This window comes from Streptomyces sp. WMMB 714, from assembly GCF_900090125.1.
In the GTDB taxonomy this organism is placed as follows: domain Bacteria; phylum Actinomycetota; class Actinomycetes; order Streptomycetales; family Streptomycetaceae; genus Streptomyces; species Streptomyces daqingensis.
Genome location: NZ_FMHJ01000001.1, coordinates 154,461 through 171,307, shown reverse-complemented (window position 1 = coordinate 171,307; position 16,847 = coordinate 154,461). Strand labels below are relative to the sequence as shown.

Sequence of the window (16,847 nt, the reverse complement as noted above, 5' to 3'; positions counted from 1 at the left end):
ACGGGTGCCTACGGTCGTAGGAGATCCCGATTGCCCGAGATGCCTTTTCCCCGACACCTGGAGCGGAGGGACGAGACCATGCCGGCTGCAGACCCCGTCGCCGCCACCGCCACCCGCGCCGCGGCGCCCGCACCGGTGCGGACGCGGGACGTGCTCGTGCTGGGGACCGCGGAGGTCGCCTACTGCGTCACCGACGCGCTGCGTCAGGCCGGGCTCAGCGTCGGCAGCTGGCTCGCCCCCGCCGACGCGTGCCACTACCGGGCCCGTGATCACATCCGGCGTGACCTGGCGGATCCCGCAACCTTGCGCTCGTGGTCCTCTGCCGCGGTCGTCGTCAGCGTCTGGCACGGCTCCGCGCGGCACTCCCACCCGGGCGAGGTCGTGGAGCCGCTCGTCGACGCCGCTCTGGCGCGGTCGGCTCCCCACTGGCTGCGGCTCACGCGCGGTGTCACCGACGGCGGGCCGCAGGAGGCACAGGCCGCCGTCGACCACGATCCGTACCGGTCGACCTGCTACCTGCCGCCCGAGGCCCGGACGCACCTGACGAGGCTGCGCGACCAGGCCGATCCGGACGGCGTCTACGCGAGGACCCTGACCGCGCTGCTGAGCGTCCTGCCGCTGACCCCGGGGTGCAGCCCGCGCTTCTGAGCCCGGCCCCGCCGCCGGCCCGGCCCGCACCCCGTCCCCGAACTGCCCGGCGCGAACGCCCACTTGACGCCGTGCGCAGCGCACGCAACGCTCCCACTGGCTTTTTGATCCGGCGATACGGGGGACCACTGTGCCTGGGGCAGGAACGGACGTACCGGGCGCGGCGGCGGACGGTGACCGTCCCGCGAGGAAGATCACCGTGGAGGCCAACGGCCTCAACGTCATCGAGGACGCCGAGCGCAAGGGCCGCCCCGCGCAGCTGTTCTGGCCCTGGTTCGGATCGAACGTGTCGGTGCTGGGCCTGAGTTACGGCTCGTTCGCGCTGGGGTTCGGGATCGACTTCTGGCAGGCACTGGCCGCCGGGGTCGCGGGGATCGTCTTCTCGTTCCTGCTGTGCGGCTTCATCGCCGTGGCGGGCAAGCGCGGCTCCGCGCCGACGATGGTGCTCAGCCGGGCGGCGTTCGGAGTGCGGGGCAACAGGCTGCCGTCCGCGGTCTCCTGGGTGCTGACCGTCGGCTGGGAGACCGTGCTGGTGATCCTCGCGACGCTCGCCACGTCCACCGTCTTCGACAGGCTGGGCTGGGGCGGCGGCACGTCGACGAAGATCGCCGCGCTGGTCGTCGTCTCGGCGCTGACGGTCCTGACAGGAGTCGTCGGCTTCGACCTCATCATGCGGATGCAGTCGGCGATCACGGTCGTGACGGCTGCCCTGACCGTCGTCTACATCGCCCTGGTCGCCGGGGAGATCCGCTGGGAGACGGCCGGGAGCCTGCCCGCCGGCTCGGCGCAGGAGGTCGTCGGAGCGCTGGTGTTCCTGATGACGGGCTTCGGGCTCGGCTGGGTCAACGCCGCCGCGGACTACGCCCGTTACCTGCCGCGCCGGACGCGAGGCGCTGCCGTGGCGGGCTGGACCACTTTCGGGGCGTCCCTCGCGCCGCTCGTCCTGCTGGTCTTCGGGCTGCTGCTCGCTGGTTCCTCCCCGCGGCTGAGCGAGGCGATCGCCGCCGACCCCGTCGGCGCCCTGACGACGCTGCTGCCGACGTGGTTCCTCGTGCCGTTCGCGCTGGTGGCCGTGTTGGGCCTGGTCGGCGGCGCGGTGCTGGACATCTACTCCTCGGGGCTCGCCCTGCTCGCCCTGGGGGTGCGGGTGCCGCGCTACGCGGCCGCGGCGCTGGACGGGCTGCTCATGATCCTCGGAACCGTCTACGTCGTGTTCTTCTCCGAGGACTTCCTCGGCTCCTTCATGGGTTTCCTCACCACGCTCGGCGTCCCCGTGGCCGCCTGGTGCGGCATCATGCTGGCCGACGTGGCGCTGCGCTCCCGTCCCTACGACGACGCGGACCTCTTCTCGCCCTCCGGCCGCTACGGCGACGTGCGGTGGCTTCCGGCCGCGGTGCTGTGCGCGGCCACGGCCGCCGGGTGGGGCCTGGTGACCAACACCGCCGCCGGCTGGCTGTCCTGGCAGGGCTACCTGCTGGGGCCGCTGGGCCTCGGCGGCACCTCGGGGGCGTGGGCGTCCGCCAACCTCGGGGTGCTCGCGGCTCTCGTCTCGGCGTTCGCGGTGACTCTCGTCTGCCACCGCGCCCGGGTCAAGGAGCAGGAGGCCGCGCCCCCTTCGCCGTCCGGGCCGCACGGCAACGCCCGCACCGCCGAGGACGGGGCGCCCGGTTCGGCCCCGACCAGCGCCTGACGAGGCCGCGTTCGGGACTCCATGAAGGAACGCGCCCCTTGACGGTCACCGGGGACGGCGCCGTCGCCGCGTAGGGCGGAGGGTGCGGACGACCCTCAAGTCACCGTCCGAGAAGGCGAGTCGGACATGTTCAGGCCCGGCCGGCGTCCGGCCGTGCCGCGGTGATGACGGTCGCGTCGAACTCCTCGCACGTCACCGCCCGGGCCACCAGCCCGCAGTCCGCGACCGCCTCCAGAGCGCGGGGCGCCTGCCGTTCGCTCGTCTCCACCAGAAGGGAACCGCCCGGGGCCAGCCAGCCGGGAGCACCCGCGGCGACCCGGCGCAGCACGTCGAGCCCGTCCGGGCCGCCGTCCAGCGCCACCCGGGGTTCGTGGAGGCGGGCTTCCGGCGGAAGGAGGGGGACCTCGTCCGCCGGGACGTAGGGCACGTTGGCCACCAGCACGTCCACACGTCCCCGCAGCCCGGCGGGCAGTGGCTCGTACAGGTCGCCGTGGTGGACGTGCCCGCCGTAGGCGGCGAGGTTGTGCCGGGCGCACCGTACGGCGGCCGGATCGACATCGCCCGCGTGCAGCTCGACGCGCCCGTCCGCCTGGGAGGCGAGCGCCGCCCCGACCGCGCCCGAACCGCAGCACAGGTCGACGAGCACGGGGGCGGCCGCCTCTTCCCGGCACCGGCCGGCGACCGCGCGGAGCGCCTCGGCGGCCTGACGTACCAGGAACTCCGTGCGCCGCCGAGGGACGAACACGCCCGCCTCGACCGCCGTGCGCATCCCGCAGAACCCGGCCCAGCCCAGGACGTGTTCGAGGGGCTCGCCCGCTGTCCGGCGGCCGGCCATCGTGGCCAGCTCGTGCGGCGAACCGGCGGTGGAGATCAGGAGGTCCGCCTCGTCCTCGGCGAACACGCAGCCAGCGGCGCGGAGGCGGGCGACGAGAGCGGAACGGGGGAGGGGAGAGGGGAGCGGCGAGGTCATGCGGGCCTTTCGAGTGGTGCCACGGGGGCTCCCGGCCGCCTACGCCAGTCCCGGGCCGGCGACGGCGGGGGAGTGCAGCCCCTCTGGTGCTGCGGTGATCGGTCCCACCTCCTCTTTCGCGCCGTACCGAAAGCACGGACGATACCCGAGCGTGCGGCTGTGCGCCCGGGTGGGCCCGGACGCCTCCGCCCGTCCCGGAGGCGTCGTCACCCGGCGCCGGGAAGGACCGCTGCGGCAGCGAAGCCCACCACGGCGGTGAAGGCGCGCACGCCTCGCTGGGTGATCGCGACGGTCATCGTCTCCTCGCCGTCCTCCGAGGGGGAGTCCGGGCGGGAGGAGGGCTGCGACCAGTCGACCCACGCGGGTTCGTCCAGGTCGACGTAGCGCTTGAACTCGGCCTCCATGCGCACCAGATGGAGCAGACGGGACCGCCTGCCCTGCAGCACGAGATGAGCGCACTGGCGGGCCGCCTCCATCAGCAGCATCCCGGGTACGTGATCGACCGGATGGTCGAAGAGCCACGGACTGGAGGTGACGACGCGCAGCCGCCGGCGCGCCGCGTCCTCGGCGGGGGCGAGAACCACCTCCCGTTCGCTCTCCCTCGCCACGAGCGCGGGGACCACCGGCGCCGGCGGCGGCAGCGCGGCCGACATCGCCTCGGCCGGGTCGGTGCGGGGCTCGCGCAGCCGCGCGTACACCTCGGGGGAGTGGGCGCTGAAGACGGTCGAGGCCGTGCCCAGGGTGCGTCCCTCGCATGCGGCGGTCATCGTCACCGCCAGTCTCCGCAGCCGGCCGCCGGGCAGCGGCGGCCGGGACACGGACAGGCGCAGGACGACCTCGGCGGGCCGGTCCGTCACACGCAACAAGGGCGCGGCGAACGCGCAGTGGTGGTGGCTCCAGATCAACTGGTGCCCCGGAGGTACGCGGTAGACCGCATGGGACAGCAGCGGCAGCACCTGCCGGGTCGTCTCCACCAGCAGCATCGGATCCTGCACCCCGCCGCGGCCCGTACGCCAGTAGCCGTGGTCCCGCGGCCACTGGGCGCCCACCTCGAACTCTCTCTCGCCGAGCCGCCGCCAGCCGGTCAGAAGCACCTCCGTATGCGCCGACTTGTGCACGAACTCGCGGGGGACGGGCGACGAGTAGGCTGTGCTTTCCGGCAGGTCCGGCACTGCGGGGGTGACGGTCATCGGCGGCCCTCCGGGTGGGATGGTGTCCAGAGTGAGTGACCTGTGCCGGAAACCATAGAACTTTGGTGGCGAGGCCGGATGGTGGCAGCGAGAACGAAACCGATGCAGCAACGCGCCGTCGAAACACGGCAGTTGATCTTGGAGAAGGCGGCGGAGGTCTTCGACGAGGGGGGCTACAGGGCGGCGAGGATCGCCGACATCATGCACCGCGCCGGCATCACCCAGGGTGCCCTGTACTTCCACTTCTCCTCGAAGCTCGACCTCGCCCGCACGGTGATGCTCGCCCAGCGCGACGCCGTGGTGCTCCCCCCGGGGCCGGACGGTCTCCAGAGGCTCATCGACACCACGCTCCTGCTCGCCTTCGAACTGCAGACCAACAAGCTGCTCCGCGCCGGGGTGCGGCTCGCCGTGGAGCAGGAGGAGATCGGCTTCGTCGACGACGCGCCGTACCGCGAATGGGCACAGGTCTTCCGCGGCCAGCTCGAAGCGGCCGCGAAACGCGGGGAGTTGCGCAGCCACGTCGAAGTGGACCGACTCGCCGTGCTGCTGGTGGGCTGCTACACGGGCGTGCAGCACTTCTCGAAGCTCGCCAACGCCCGCGCCGACCTTCCCGACCGCATCGCCGACCTGTGGCACTACATGCTGCTGGGCATCGCCCCACCGCAGGTCGCCGCGGAGATGGTCGTCAATCCGGAGCATCCGATGCTCGCGGCGGGCTGATCGTGCGCGTCGTGCTGAGCGGTGCCACGGGGTTCCTCGGCTCCGCCGTCCTCGCACGGCTCGGCGCACACGGAGCGCCCGGAGCGCCCCGCACCCGCGAACGCCCTGGCACGGCTCAGGAGTTGACCGTACGTGCCTTCACTCGCAGGCACGTCGCGCTGCCCGCCGGTGTGGAGCAGGTCCACGCGGACCTGGCCCGGCCCGAGACCCTGGCCGGCGTCTGCGAGGGAGCGGACGTACTCGTGAACGCCGCCTCCCACGTCGGCTCCGACGAGCAACAGTGCAACCTGGTCAACGACTTGGGTACGGCAGCGCTCATGGAGGAGGCGCGGAGGGCCGGTGTCCGGCGGGTCGTGCACCTGTCGACGACGGCCGTCTACGGCCGGGGTCCCCACCGCGGCGCGTCCGTCACCGACCTGGGGCCCGCTCCCGGGTCCGCCGCCAGTCGGAGCCGGCTCGCCGGGGAGACGCACGCGTTGCGTCAGGGCGCCCTCGTACTGCGCGCCGGACTCGTGACCGGTGAAGGCGACCGCTGGGTCGTGCCGGCGCTGGCCGAACTCGCCCGCCGCGTACCGGGGTTGTGGCTGGGCGGAACGGGGCGCCTCTCACTCGTGGCGGTGGAGGACCTGGCACGGCTCGTCACGGCCGCAGCGCTCCGTCTTCCGGCGGCGGGCGGAGCCGTCCACCACGCGGTCCATCCCCAGCCCGTGCGCCTGCGCGACCTTCTCCGGACCCTGGCCGCCCTGGGGCTGCTGCCGCCGCTGAGCGGGGAGTTGACCTGGCAGCAGTGCCTCTCCCTGATGCGCGCGAACCCCGGACGGATCCGTGAGCGGCAGCTCGAACTGCTCGCGCAGGACCACTTCTACAGCGGGGAATCGCTCTGGGACGCGTGCCGATGCGACCCGGGGCCCGGCCCGTTGGCGAGGCTGCCCGGTGCCGCTGCCTGGTACCGCCGCCAACTCGGCCTCGTCTGAAGCATGTTGCGGAAGCCCGTTGGCGGGGCATCACTCTTCCACTCCTTCTCCTGCGGCTCTGTAGTCCCTTCCAGCGCATGAAAACAGAACACTTTGTATGTTTGTCTGGGGCGGCAGTGCTCCCCGTCAGCTGCTGCCCCTGACGGTCCGTTTCCCCGCGGACCCGTACGCACGAAGGGAACAGGCTCCATGAGGCAAGAGCGCGCAGAACTCACGCGGCACGCACTGACGATGGCCGCAGCGAGATCCTTCGACCGCTCCGGTTACCAGCGCACCACACTCTTCGAGGTCAGCCGTGCCGCGGCGATGAGCAAGGGCGCCCTGTCCTTCCACTTCGGCAGCAAGGAGGAACTGGCCGACACCGTCCGGCGCGAGGCGTGCACCCGCACCTTCCAGGCGACGGAGCTGCTGCGGGCCAAGGCCCAGCCGGCGCTGCAGACGCTCATCGACCTCACGCACCTCGTGGCCGAGCAGCTGGCCAACGACCATCTGGCCCGGGCCGCGGTGAAGTTGTCCCGCGAGCTGGAGACACCGCCGGACCCCGAGGTCAACCCGCTCGCCTGCTGGCGGCAGGTCTTCACCGAAGTGGCCCGGGAGGCCGAGAAGGACGGGACGCTGCGCCCCGAGACGACGGCGGAGACGGTGGCGGAAGTGGCCTTCGGCCTCGCCTCGGCGGCCCCTACGGACCAGGCGGAAGGCGGAGCCGATCCGCATGAACGCCTCTCGGCGCACTGGCAGTTGCTGCTGTACGGACTGGTCTCCCAGCCCGGCCCCGAGCATCTGTGGATCGCGGGCACCGAGTCGGACTGGCTGCGCGTCTCCGGGTGCGAGCTGCAGAAGGCCGAGTGAGCCGGCCCGAGTCGGGCGGAGGCGACGTCCGGCGGGGGACGGGACCGGCTCCGGTCGGCCGTGGTCCGGGACCCCGGAGAAGACGCGTCAGCCGGGCAGGCCGCCCGCGGCGGATGGGAGACCTGCCGACCTCACGTGCAGGCGTTCCCCTGACTCCTCGTCGCCCTGATGAGCCGAGGAGTCCCGCCATGCATCACGTCTCGCGCCACGCTGTCCCCCGACGGCAGCGTGGTGCCCCCCGATCATGCCGTGCGCGGCTGGCACCTTTCCAGGCGCGACCTTTTACGTGTAAGAACGGGGTACTCAAAAACGCCCGCACAGTCCGAGGAGCGTCAGAATGCCCCGGCTCGACGGCCCGCCGCACCGCCGGCACGACTTGCAGAACTTCCTCAGGGAGGCTCGAGCACGGGTCGATCCCGCCGAGCACGGGCTGGAGCGGCCGAGCGACCGCCGGGGACGCCAGGTCCCCGGCCTCACCCAGCCGCAGATGGACGTGCTCCTGCACAGCCGGACGGGCACCTACGGCAGCTTCGAACGCGGCGCGAAGACGAACCCGTCGACCGACTACCTCGACCGTCTGGCGCGCTATCTGAAGCTGAACCCGCAGGAGTGGGAGTCGCTGTGGCGGCACACCTACGGGCACAACCCTCCTTACGCGCTGGACCCCGGCGCCGGTCTGGACGTCGCGCCCGTGTGGCGCCGCGTCGTCCACGAGATGACGACGATGGCCTTCATAAGCAACGTCTGCTGGGACCTGCTGGAATGCAACTCGGCCTTCGCGGAGATGTTCCCGGACGGGAAACCGCCCGAGAACGTCATGCGGTGGATGCTGCTGGACGACGGGGCGCGCGACGAGGTCCTCCTGGACTGGGAGAACGAGTGGGCGCCGGTGATCATCCCGCAGCTCGTGGCCGCCCGGCACGCCTACCCGGCCGACCCGACGCTGCAGGAACTGGAGAAGGACCTGCACAGCGACCCGCGCGCCGCACGCGTCCGGCGCAGGATCGCCGCTGCCTTCACCCGGCCCGACAGCGACGACCGCCCGCTGCGCCACCCCGTTCTGGGGCCGGGCAGGGCACGGCTCGGTGCGGCCGAGCCGCTCGTCAACCCCGGGGCGCGGCTCATGGTCGTCGAGTTCGAGCCGGACCGCCCCTGACCTGCCCGCAGGCCGGACCCGGGCCGCCCTGGGCCGCCGGAGCGAGAGCGTCCGCTTGATGGTGGCGGCGGTGGGTAGCATGTCCGCCATGAGGAGAAGGGGGAGGTTCGCGGCCCCGGCCGGCCCGGACCGTGGTCCAGCGGGGCCCCTGTGAGAACGCGTACACGGTGCAAGGCGGCTGGAGCCAGCTGCGGTGAGCCGAGGGGCCTGCGCCCCGGTGAGCCCGGGGGATGGCACCGGGGCGGACGCTGCCCCAGGTGCCGCGCCGCGCGCTGGGCGGAGCTGGAGCGTGAGACCCGCCTCGGTCCGGAGAGGCGTGAGGCCGTGCTGGCGGCGCTCCGCGCAGGCGCCGCCCTCGACGCGCCGGCCGGGGCGCTGGGAGTTCCCGTCGAGCACCTCGCCGCGTTCGTCCTCCGTGACAGCGAGGTCCGGTCCGCTCTCGCGGGGCACTCGCCCGAAGAGCAACTCCGGGCCAGGCGGCACGACTTCCTGACGGCGCTGAGGGGGACCGACGGAGACAGGGAACTCGCCGCCTGGGCCGTCGTCCTGGACGTGCTGGACACCGTCGAGTGGCTGGCCGATCCGGTGTACGCGGCCGAAGAGGCGCTGCTGCTGACCGCGGTCGCCGAGCGGGCGAGCCGGCCCCGGCGCCGGATCGCGGACGAACTGCTGGACAGAGCAGCCGAGTTGCTCGAGACAGGCGCCACCATCACCGAGGCGGCACGCAGAGTGGGCGTCGCCACGGGGACGCTGCGCAGCCGCAGCGGGGGGCATCCCCGCCTGGCGGCCGCCCTCCCGCCGAAACGCTGAGCACCCGCGGCCCGCAGCACCCGGGAACCGGGCGCCGCAGGGCGGCACGATGATGCCCGCCCAGGACGCCGGTGGCCGCGTGCCTGCGCCGCCGTCCGTCCGAAGGACCAGGTCGCGGCGGGCCCGTACGCAATGTGTTCGTTGAACAGGATGCGCAACTGTCTGCGGTGCGCGCTGCGCACGTGATACGCACATGGTGGAACCCACGGCACACGTGTTCGCAGGGCGTCGCCGCCTCGCTGCCGCTGCGGCCGGGGATCCGCCGCGGGTCTCTGGCGGCAGAAGGCCGGCCGCCGGGTCCGTCATGAAAAGTGCATGCGCACCGTCTGCAGAAGGAGACCACCATGGCGCACGCGAGCGGCACGCCGCCGACCTCTCACGCCAACCCCTCAGCCAGGCGTTCACGCCGCAAGAGCCCCGCCCGGATCGCCCTCGAAGTGGCCCTGTGGGCGGTGCAGCTGTACCTCGCCTACTTCTTCGTGACCGTCGGCGCCATCCCGGCGCTGACCGCGGAGGCCGGTGCACAGGACACCTTCGAGAAGATCGGCATCGGCCTGTGGTTCATGTACCTCACGGGCACCCTCGAACTGCTGGGCGCCATCGCCCTGCTCACCCCCTGGTTCTCCGGCCTGGGCGCGCTCGGTCTGATGGGCGTCATGACGGGCGCCTGCGTCACGCACCTGACGCTGATGGACGGCAAGGGCATGTCGACGCCCGCGATGATGCTCGTCCCGCTGCTCGTCATCGTCGTCGGGCGCTGGGGAACGATCACGCAGCTGCTCAACCGCCTCCGCGGCGGTGGCCGGTAGCCACGACCGTGAGCGGGGCCGGAACGGCCTGAAGACCTCCGGCCGCCCGGCCCGATGAGAAGCGGGCGGCCGCGCGGTCTCCTCTCCGGTGGGTACGTCCGTACCCCTCCCGGAGAGGAGACCCGCGATGAACCAGTCAGCCGGCACACCGTCGGAACCCCGGGGCGCCGTTCCCGCCGTCAGGGCGGCACGGGGCAGGGAACTGGCCCTGCGCTCCCTTCAGGCGCTCCTGGCGCTCTTCTACGTGTTCGCGAGCGCGCTGCCCAAGCTCATCGCCCATGCCTCCGCCACCGAGGGCTTCGAGCAGATCGGCTTCGGCATGTGGTTCATGTACGCGATAGGCGTGCTGGAACTCGCCGGCGGCATCGCACTTGTGGTCCCGCGGCTCTCGGGGCTGTCCGCGCTGGCGCTCATCGCCCTGATGGCAGGGGCCTTCATCACCCAGGTCACCGTCTTCGACGGCCGCAACGCCTACACGCCTCTGCTGCTGATGGTGCCGCTCGGCGTGATCGCGTGGGTTCGCCGGGGGACCGTCACGGCTCTCGCCGCACGGCTGCGCGGAACCGCCTGAGACGTCAGGAGCCGAGGACGGACCGCACCGCCTCGGGGGTGCGGCCGACGACAGCGCTCCCGTCGTCGGCGGTGATGATGGGCCGCTGGATCAACTCCGGGCGGGTGGCGAGGGCTTCGAGCCAGCGGGCACGGTGCTCCTCGTCGCGCGGCCAGTCCCCGACACCCAGCTCGGCGGCGGCCGGTTCCCCGGTGCGGGTGATGTCCCACGGTTCCAGCGAGAGCCGTCCCAGTACGGCTTCGAGCTCCTGCACGGTCGGCGGCTGCTCCAGGTAGCGCCTGACCGTGTAGGAGGCCCCCTCGGCGTCCATCAGCGAGATCGCTGAACGGCACTTGGAACAGGCGGGGTTGATCCAGATCTCCATGCTCCGGCGGTCCTTTCGGTGGGGTTGCGGTGCCCGGCCCAGGGCGGGCTCCTCGTTGCGGAACGTGCGGCGGTGAGCCGAGGGCCCCACCCCGCGGCGGGCGGCGAAGTGGTGCCGCAGGGTGTCTCCGCTGCCGAATCCGGCGCGCGCCGCCACGGTGTCCACCGGCAGTGCGGTGCTCTCCAGCAACTCCTCGGCGAGCTGCAGCCGTTGATCCAGCAGCCAGCGGTGGGGCGTCGTGCCGGTCGCCGCCTTGAAGTGCCGGGCGAAGGTACGCGGCGACATGGCCGCACGGGCGGCCAGGGCCTCCACCGTCAGCGGCTCGTCGAGGTGCTCCTGCATCCAGTCGAGCAGCCCGGTGAGGCCGTGTCCGGTCCTCGCCGCGGGCACGGGCATCTCGATGAACTGCGCCTGCCCGCCCGAGCGGTGCGCAGGCACGACCATGCGGCGGGCCAGCGCGTTGGCGGTGGCCGCGCCGTGTTCGAGACGGACGAGGTGGAGGCAGGCGTCGATGCCGGCGGCGGCGCCGGCGCTGGTGAGGACCGGGCCGTCCTCCACGTACAGCACGTCCCGGTCCACCCGTACGCGCGGATGGCGGCGCGCGAGGCGGTCGGCGAACTGCCAGTGCGTGGCGGCCCGCCGCCCGTCCAGGAGCCCGGCCGCCGCCAGCAGGAAGGCGCCCGTGCACACGGACAGCACGCGGGCACCGCGGGCGACCGCCTCCCGCAGCGCCTCCACCAGCTCCTCGGGCGGGTCCGCTTCGAGCTGCGGCCAGGCAGGCACGGTGACGAGGTCGGCGTCCGCGACGCGTTCCGGGCCGTGCCCGGCGTGCAGCGTGAAGCCCGAGGTCGTCCGGACGGGGCCGGGCGTCGCGGCGCACACGGCGAAATCGTGCACGGGAAGGCCGTCGTCGGAGCGGTCCAGCCCGAAGACCTGGGCGACGACGCCCAGTTCGAAAGCGGCTGCCTGCTCGCCCACCAGCGCGACGACGTTGCGGAGCATGCACCCATCATGGCAGAAAGTTCCGGGACCATGTCAGTCCTGCCAGTATCGCTCTCAGCGGGAGCCGAGGAGGCTTCCGGCATGGACATCTGCACAGGCCCGGCCGGGCAGTCCGGCCACACCGCTCCCGGCAGCGGCTCCGGCACCGGCGCCTTCCCCCTGCCCGGCACCGCCGCCGCCATCGTGGCCGCCCCCGCACCGGGGAGCGGCCCCCAGCGCTGGGCCGGCGCGCCCAGCGCCCTGTACGACACGGACGGATCGCTCCTGCTCGCCTACCGCGTGCGGGACGAGGGGGAGGACCGCAACGTCGTCGCCCGCTCCCTCGACGGCCGCACCTTCACCGCCATCGCGGTCGTCGAGAGCGGTCGCCTGGACGCGATGATGGTCGAACGTCCCGCTCTCGTCCGGACGCCCGCTGGCACCCTGCGCCTCTACGTCAGCTGCGCCACGCCGGGCACGAAGCACTGGTGGGTCGGTGTGCTGGAGGCGCCCACGGCGGAGGAGCTGCCCGGCGCGGTGCTGCGGCCCGTCTTCCGCGGCGACCACGCCACCGCCGTGAAGGACCCGGTGATCCGGTGCCGGGACGGGCGCTGGGAGGCGTGGCTGTGCTGCCACCCCCTGGACCGGCCGGGCCACGAGGACCGCATGTTCACCGTCTACGCGACCAGCGAGGACGGTCTGGAATGGCGCCGGCGGGGCCCGGTGCTCCGAGGGCGCCCCGGCGCCTGGGACGCGAGGGCCGCCAGGCTGACGTCCGTCCTCCCCGACGGCCGTGCGAGCTACGACGGGCGGGCCGCCGCCGAGGAGAACTGGTTCGAGCGGACCGGTCTCGCCGCCGGGGAAGTCGTGGACGGCGTCATGCGGTTCAGCGCCCTGGGGCGGGAGCCGGTCGCCGACGTCCGCTACCTCGAGGTGCTGCCGCTTCCCGGCGCGGCGGGGCACCGCATCTTCTACGAGGCCCGGCTGCCGGACGGAAGCCACGAGCTGCGCACGGAGCTGATCCTCCAGGAGGGATGACCACCCGCCGCCCCGGACGCCCTGCCGCACGCGAGCGCCCGCTACGTGACCGGAAGCGGGATCTCGCCGGAGCCCCGGACGATCAGCCGTGTCGGCAGTACCGATCTGCCCGGGGCGGGGGAATGGCCGGCCATGCGCTCGAACATCAGGCGGGCCGCCGTCCGTCCGATCTCCTCGGCGTCCTGGGCGATGACCGTGACGGGGGGATCGATCAGATCGGCCGTCTCGAAGTCGTCGAAGCCGACGAGCGCCACCTCGTCGCTCCGGCCGAGACCGCGCAGCGCCCGCGCCGCGCCGATGGTGCACTGGTTGTTCAGGGTGAACAGCGCCGTGGGCGGCTCCGGGAGCCGGAACAGGTCAAGGCATGCCTCCAGTGCCTCCGGTGCCGACTCCGCCCCCAGCCGCATCAGTTCTCGGTGGGCGGGCGCTTCGCGGGCGCGCAGCGCGGAGAGCGCGGAGAGATGGCCCTCGATGCGCTCGGCGACGCTGAAGATCCGCGCGTCCGCACCGATGACCCCGATCCGGGTGTGCCCCTGCCGCAGCAGGTGCTCCGTGGCGTCGCGTGCGCCGCCCGCGTGGTCGGTGAGGACGGTGTCGGCCTCGATGCCGTGCGGCGGGCGGTCGACGAAGACGACCGGCACCCCGGCGTGCTGTTCGGGCCGCAGGAACGCGTGGTCCTCTCCGGCGGGGACGACGATCAGCCCGTCCACGCGCCGCGAGCACAGGGCCACGAGTGTCTCGCGTTCGCGGGCCGCCGTGCGGGACGAGGCCGTGAGGACGAGGCTGCCGTGCGCCGCGGCGATCTCGTCGATGCCGTGCACCAGGCTGTCGTGGAAGCGGGTGCCCGCCTGGGGGAGGGCGAGCCCGACGGTGCGTGTGCGGTCGCTCTGGCGAAGGCCGCGTGCCAAGTCGTTGCGGCGGAAGCCGAGTTCGGCCATCGCCTGCAGGATGCGCTCCTTCGTGGCCGCCGAGACGCCCTCCTCGCCGTTCAGGACGCGCGAGACGCTCTTGATGCTGGTGCCGACGTGAGCGGCGACGTCCTTCATTGTCGGGCGTCCCGGACGCCCTGCGCCTCTGCTGGTCTCTGCCACCCCTGGCCGCCCTCTCGTCGTTGCGGCTGCCTGCCCCTCGCGGCCGCCCGTCTTCCGCACACCTCTTGACGCCGGCAGGTGACCAAGTGTGCACTGCTCTCCACAAGTACGTCAACGTTGTCGGTCAACGTTGACTCCAGGCTTCGTGTCCACAGGAACAGGAGAAACGTGCACGTCCCGGACGCCCCGCCCGCCCATCCCGAGCCGGGCCCCCTCGCCGTCGTCGTCCCCCACACGCACTGGGACCGCGAGTGGTACAGCCCGTTCGAGACGATGCGCTTCGCGCTCGTCCAGTTCTTCGACGAGCTGATCGACGTGCTGGAACGGGAGCCCGGGCTGCCGGCCTTCCTGCTCGACGGGCAGGCGGTGATCCTCGAGGACTACACGGAGATCCGCCCCGACCAGCGCGCACGGCTCTCGGCGCTCGTCGGGGCGGGGCGGCTGCGGCCGGGCCCGTTCTACGTCCAGCCCGACGAGTTCCACGTCTCCGGCGAGGCGCTGGTGCGCAACCTGCTCATCGGTTGCCGCGTCAGCCGCGAGTACGGGCACGTGATGCGGGAGGGCTACCTGCCCGACACCTTCGGGCACGTGCACCAACTCCCGCAGATACTCCGCGGGTTCGGCATCGACACGTTCTACGCGATGCGCGGTTTCGGCGACGAGACGGAAACCCTGGGAAGCGAGTTCCTCTGGCGGGCCCCGGACGGCTCGCGGGTGAGAGCGCACTGGCTCGCCGAGAGCTACTCCAACGCCGCGGTGCTGACCGGCGATCCCGAGACCCTCTCGCTGCACCACGGAATCCTCGTCGGCTACGACCGGCTCCCGGAGCTGCTGGAGAGGCTGGGAGGACGCTCGTCCACGGGAGTCCTGCTGCTGCTCAACGGCGGCGACCACCTGCGGGTGCAGCAGGGCGTGCCGGAGATGGTCGCCTCGCTGAACGAGGAGCAGTCGAGGAACGGCGGCACGGCGCTCCGGCTCGGCGGACTCGAGGAGTTCCGGCAGCTCACCGACGGGCGTCCGGCCCCCGAGGCCGAGTTCACGGGCGAACTGCGCCACGGCCGCAAGCACGACGTCTTCGACGGCATCGGCTCCACCCGCACGCCGCTGAAGCGCCTCAACGAGGCCACCGAGTCCAAGCTCTCGGGCATCGCCGAGCGGCTCGACGCACTGGCGACGCTCACCGACGGGCGCTCCAGCCTCGACTCCCTGCGGTACGCCTGGCGGGAGCTGGTGAAGAACTACGCGCACGACTCCATCTGCGGCTGCTCCGTCGACGAGGTGCACGAGGAGATGAACGTCCGCTTCGCGCGCATCTCGCAGGTCGCCGAAGCCGTCACACGTGACGCGCTGGCGCGTGTCGCACACGCGGCCGCGGACCGGGACCGTGCCGGCCGGGCCACCGCCGCGGCAGGGCGGACGGCGGGCGAAGAGCGAGGCATCCCCGTCGCCGTGGTCAACCCCAGCGCCTTCCCGCGCTCCGGCCGGGTGAGCGTCGACGTCGTGCCCGATCCCGAAGCGCCCCTCGGGGAACGGCGGTTCGGCTGGACGCAGGGGGTCGGCAGCGGCGGCGACTGGAAGACGCACGTGCTCGTCGGCCCCGACGGGCAGCGGGTGCCCTTCACCGCCGCTCCCGCGCCCGGCGTCACGGTTGAGGACACGCTGGACCGCCGCAAGGAGCTGCACCGCGACCGCCTGACCTTCCACGCCGCCGACGTCCCCGCGCTGGCTCCCAAGCTCTACCGCCTCCTCCCCGCCGGCGAAGCCCCTCCGGCCGCAGCCCCGCCCGCACCTGCTCCGCGCACCGTCCGCGACGGGCGCAGCCTCACCAACGACGCCCTGAGCGTGACGATCGAGGACGACGGCACGCTGACCCTCGCCGACCGGACAACCGGCAGCCGCCGCAGCGGACTGCTGGAGATCCTCGACGACGGCGACGCGGGCGACGAGTACGGGTTCGGCCCGCTGCCCGGGGACCGTCCCCTCACCAGCCGCCACGCCCGGTGGGAGATCTCGGACGGCCCCGGCGAGGACGCCCTGACCGCGCGAGCCGTGCTCACCGTCCCCTCCCGGCTGCTGCCCGACCGGTCCGGCCGCGACCATGAGTCCACGGTGGCTCTCCCGCTGACGCTGACCGTCCGGCTGCCGGCGGAGGCCGACCGCGTCGAGGCCGAGGTGAGCGTCGACAACGCCGCCGAGGACCACCGGCTGCGCCTGCGCGTCCCGACGGGCGTGCACGCCGCGCACTCCGTCGCCGAATCGGCCTTCGGCGTCATCCGCCGCGACGCCGCGACCCCGGCGGGCGAGGGCTGGCGCGACCGCCCCACGGGAGCCTTCGCCATGCGGCGCTTCGCGGCGCTGGAGGACGACACGACCGGTCTCGCCGTCTTCACCGAGGGCCTCCACGAGTACACGCACAGCGAAGGCCACGTCCTGGAGGTGACGCTGCTGCGCTCCGTCGGCTGGATGGCCCGCACGGACCATCCGCTGCGCCCCCACAAGGTGGGCCCGGAACTGCCCACCCCCGCCGCGCAGTGCCCGGGACCGCGGACCTTCCGCATCGCGCTGCGGCCCTACGGCGGCAGCGGCCGGTCCGGCGATCTGTACCGCACGGCCGAGGAGTTCGCCCTGCCGCTCCTCGCGCACGCGGTGCACAGCCGCCCCGTGCCAGCATCCGAGGCGCCCCCGCTGGGGCTGGCCGTGACGCCCGCGGAGGCCGTTGTCAGCGCGGTGAAGACCGCGGAGGACCGCGACGGGCTGGTGGTACGCGTCTTCAACAGCTCCGACTCCCCCGTCACTGCCGCCCTCACCTGCCGCACTCCGCTCTCCGGCGCGGAGGCGAGCGACATGGAGGAGCAGCGCCTGCACGGCCTCGACGTCCGCCAGGACGGCCGAAGCGGGCACAGCACCGTGCAACTCCCTCTGGAAGGCGGCCGGATCGCGACGCTGCGGCTGCGCCCCGAGGCCACCACCCCCAGGAGGCGATGAA

The 16,847-nt window shown here is 73.0% G+C and carries 15 protein-coding genes; 11 read left to right on the top strand and 4 right to left on the bottom strand.

What is annotated here, in order from left to right; translation table 11 throughout:
- Positions 1 to 78 precede the first annotated feature (78 nt).
- Both H181DRAFT_RS00550 and H181DRAFT_RS00545 read left to right on the top strand, forming a co-directional pair.
- Complete coding sequence (locus H181DRAFT_RS00550) at positions 79 to 648, top strand: hypothetical protein (protein ID WP_045862147.1); 570 nt, start codon at positions 79 to 81, stop codon at positions 646 to 648.
- 193 nt (positions 649 to 841) lie between these two features.
- Complete coding sequence (locus H181DRAFT_RS00545) at positions 842 to 2,338, top strand: purine-cytosine permease family protein (RefSeq protein WP_078895437.1); 1,497 nt, start codon at positions 842 to 844, stop codon at positions 2,336 to 2,338.
- Between the two features lie 130 nt (positions 2,339 to 2,468).
- Here H181DRAFT_RS00545 and H181DRAFT_RS00540 read toward each other — a convergent pair whose 3' ends face one another.
- Both H181DRAFT_RS00540 and H181DRAFT_RS00535 read right to left on the bottom strand, forming a co-directional pair.
- Positions 2,469 to 3,308 carry a putative protein N(5)-glutamine methyltransferase gene (locus tag H181DRAFT_RS00540; protein ID WP_045862145.1) on the bottom strand — a complete coding sequence of 280 codons (840 nt, stop codon included), beginning with the start codon at positions 3,306 to 3,308 and terminating at the stop codon, positions 2,469 to 2,471.
- Positions 3,309 to 3,514: 206 nt separating this feature from the next.
- Positions 3,515 to 4,498: a ScbA/BarX family gamma-butyrolactone biosynthesis protein gene (locus H181DRAFT_RS00535; RefSeq protein WP_052708389.1), complete on the bottom strand. Its 984-nt coding sequence runs from the start codon at positions 4,496 to 4,498 to the stop codon at positions 3,515 to 3,517.
- Positions 4,499 to 4,600: 102 nt separating this feature from the next.
- Between H181DRAFT_RS00535 and H181DRAFT_RS00530 the strand changes: the two genes are divergently transcribed.
- The 7 genes from H181DRAFT_RS00530 (at position 4,601) to H181DRAFT_RS00500 (ending at position 10,387) form a co-directional block, all read left to right on the top strand.
- The gene (locus H181DRAFT_RS00530; RefSeq protein ID WP_045862144.1) at positions 4,601 to 5,218 is read left to right on the top strand and encodes a ScbR family autoregulator-binding transcription factor; all 618 of its coding nucleotides are present in this window, start codon (positions 4,601 to 4,603) and stop codon (positions 5,216 to 5,218) included.
- Positions 5,219 to 5,229: 11 nt separating this feature from the next.
- Entirely contained in the window at positions 5,230 to 6,192 is a 963-nt protein-coding gene (locus tag H181DRAFT_RS00525) for an NAD-dependent epimerase/dehydratase family protein (protein WP_254666653.1), read from the top strand.
- A 231-nt stretch (positions 6,193 to 6,423) separates the two neighbouring features.
- Positions 6,424 to 7,041, top strand: a complete 618-nt coding sequence (locus H181DRAFT_RS00520) for a TetR/AcrR family transcriptional regulator (RefSeq protein ID WP_158715404.1) — start codon at positions 6,424 to 6,426, stop codon at positions 7,039 to 7,041.
- Positions 7,042 to 7,378: 337 nt separating this feature from the next.
- Positions 7,379 to 8,197 (top strand): MmyB family transcriptional regulator, encoded by an 819-nt coding sequence (locus H181DRAFT_RS00515; protein WP_052708387.1) that lies wholly within the window; start codon positions 7,379 to 7,381, stop codon positions 8,195 to 8,197.
- Positions 8,198 to 8,521: 324 nt separating this feature from the next.
- Positions 8,522 to 9,007 carry a hypothetical protein gene (locus H181DRAFT_RS00510; RefSeq protein ID WP_045862142.1) on the top strand — a complete coding sequence of 162 codons (486 nt, stop codon included), beginning with the start codon at positions 8,522 to 8,524 and terminating at the stop codon, positions 9,005 to 9,007.
- A gap of 344 nt (positions 9,008 to 9,351) precedes the next feature.
- Positions 9,352 to 9,816 carry a DoxX family protein gene (locus H181DRAFT_RS00505; protein WP_052708386.1) on the top strand — a complete coding sequence of 155 codons (465 nt, stop codon included), beginning with the start codon at positions 9,352 to 9,354 and terminating at the stop codon, positions 9,814 to 9,816.
- A 127-nt stretch (positions 9,817 to 9,943) separates the two neighbouring features.
- The gene (locus H181DRAFT_RS00500) at positions 9,944 to 10,387 is read left to right on the top strand and encodes a DoxX family protein (RefSeq protein WP_045862141.1); all 444 of its coding nucleotides are present in this window, start codon (positions 9,944 to 9,946) and stop codon (positions 10,385 to 10,387) included.
- A gap of 4 nt (positions 10,388 to 10,391) precedes the next feature.
- Here the strand turns inward: H181DRAFT_RS00500 and H181DRAFT_RS00495 are convergent, their stop codons facing one another.
- Entirely contained in the window at positions 10,392 to 11,753 is a 1,362-nt protein-coding gene (locus H181DRAFT_RS00495; RefSeq protein WP_074467650.1) for a helix-turn-helix domain-containing protein, read from the bottom strand.
- A gap of 81 nt (positions 11,754 to 11,834) precedes the next feature.
- On the opposite strand from H181DRAFT_RS00495, the gene H181DRAFT_RS00490 reads away from it, so the two are divergent.
- Positions 11,835 to 12,770, top strand: a complete 936-nt coding sequence (locus tag H181DRAFT_RS00490) for a hypothetical protein (protein ID WP_199810792.1) — start codon at positions 11,835 to 11,837, stop codon at positions 12,768 to 12,770.
- A gap of 41 nt (positions 12,771 to 12,811) precedes the next feature.
- Here the strand turns inward: H181DRAFT_RS00490 and H181DRAFT_RS00485 are convergent, their stop codons facing one another.
- Positions 12,812 to 13,816, bottom strand: coding sequence for a LacI family DNA-binding transcriptional regulator (locus H181DRAFT_RS00485; RefSeq protein ID WP_254666652.1), 1,005 nt, complete (start codon positions 13,814 to 13,816; stop codon positions 12,812 to 12,814).
- A 213-nt stretch (positions 13,817 to 14,029) separates the two neighbouring features.
- Here H181DRAFT_RS00485 and H181DRAFT_RS00480 point away from each other — a divergent pair, with 213 nt between their 5' ends.
- On the top strand, positions 14,030 to 16,846 hold the full coding sequence (locus tag H181DRAFT_RS00480) for an alpha-mannosidase (protein WP_045862139.1): 2,817 nt from the start codon (positions 14,030 to 14,032) through the stop codon (positions 16,844 to 16,846).
- The last annotated feature ends 1 nt before the right edge of the window (position 16,847 follow it).

Coding starts and splice junctions, on each gene's coding strand:
- H181DRAFT_RS00550 (WP_045862147.1), top strand. CDS start 79: ATGCCGGCTGCAGACCCCGTCGCCGCCACCGCCACCCGCGCCGCGGCG.
- H181DRAFT_RS00540 (WP_045862145.1), bottom strand. CDS start 3,308: ATGACCTCGCCGCTCCCCTCTCCCCTCCCCCGTTCCGCTCTCGTCGCC.
- H181DRAFT_RS00535 (WP_052708389.1), bottom strand. CDS start 4,498: ATGACCGTCACCCCCGCAGTGCCGGACCTGCCGGAAAGCACAGCCTAC.
- H181DRAFT_RS00530 (WP_045862144.1), top strand. CDS start 4,601: ATGCAGCAACGCGCCGTCGAAACACGGCAGTTGATCTTGGAGAAGGCG.
- H181DRAFT_RS00520 (WP_158715404.1), top strand. CDS start 6,424: ATGGCCGCAGCGAGATCCTTCGACCGCTCCGGTTACCAGCGCACCACA.
- H181DRAFT_RS00515 (WP_052708387.1), top strand. CDS start 7,379: ATGCCCCGGCTCGACGGCCCGCCGCACCGCCGGCACGACTTGCAGAAC.
- H181DRAFT_RS00505 (WP_052708386.1), top strand. CDS start 9,352: ATGGCGCACGCGAGCGGCACGCCGCCGACCTCTCACGCCAACCCCTCA.
- H181DRAFT_RS00500 (WP_045862141.1), top strand. CDS start 9,944: ATGAACCAGTCAGCCGGCACACCGTCGGAACCCCGGGGCGCCGTTCCC.
- H181DRAFT_RS00495 (WP_074467650.1), bottom strand. CDS start 11,753: ATGCTCCGCAACGTCGTCGCGCTGGTGGGCGAGCAGGCAGCCGCTTTC.
- H181DRAFT_RS00490 (WP_199810792.1), top strand. CDS start 11,835: ATGGACATCTGCACAGGCCCGGCCGGGCAGTCCGGCCACACCGCTCCC.
- H181DRAFT_RS00485 (WP_254666652.1), bottom strand. CDS start 13,816: ATGAAGGACGTCGCCGCTCACGTCGGCACCAGCATCAAGAGCGTCTCG.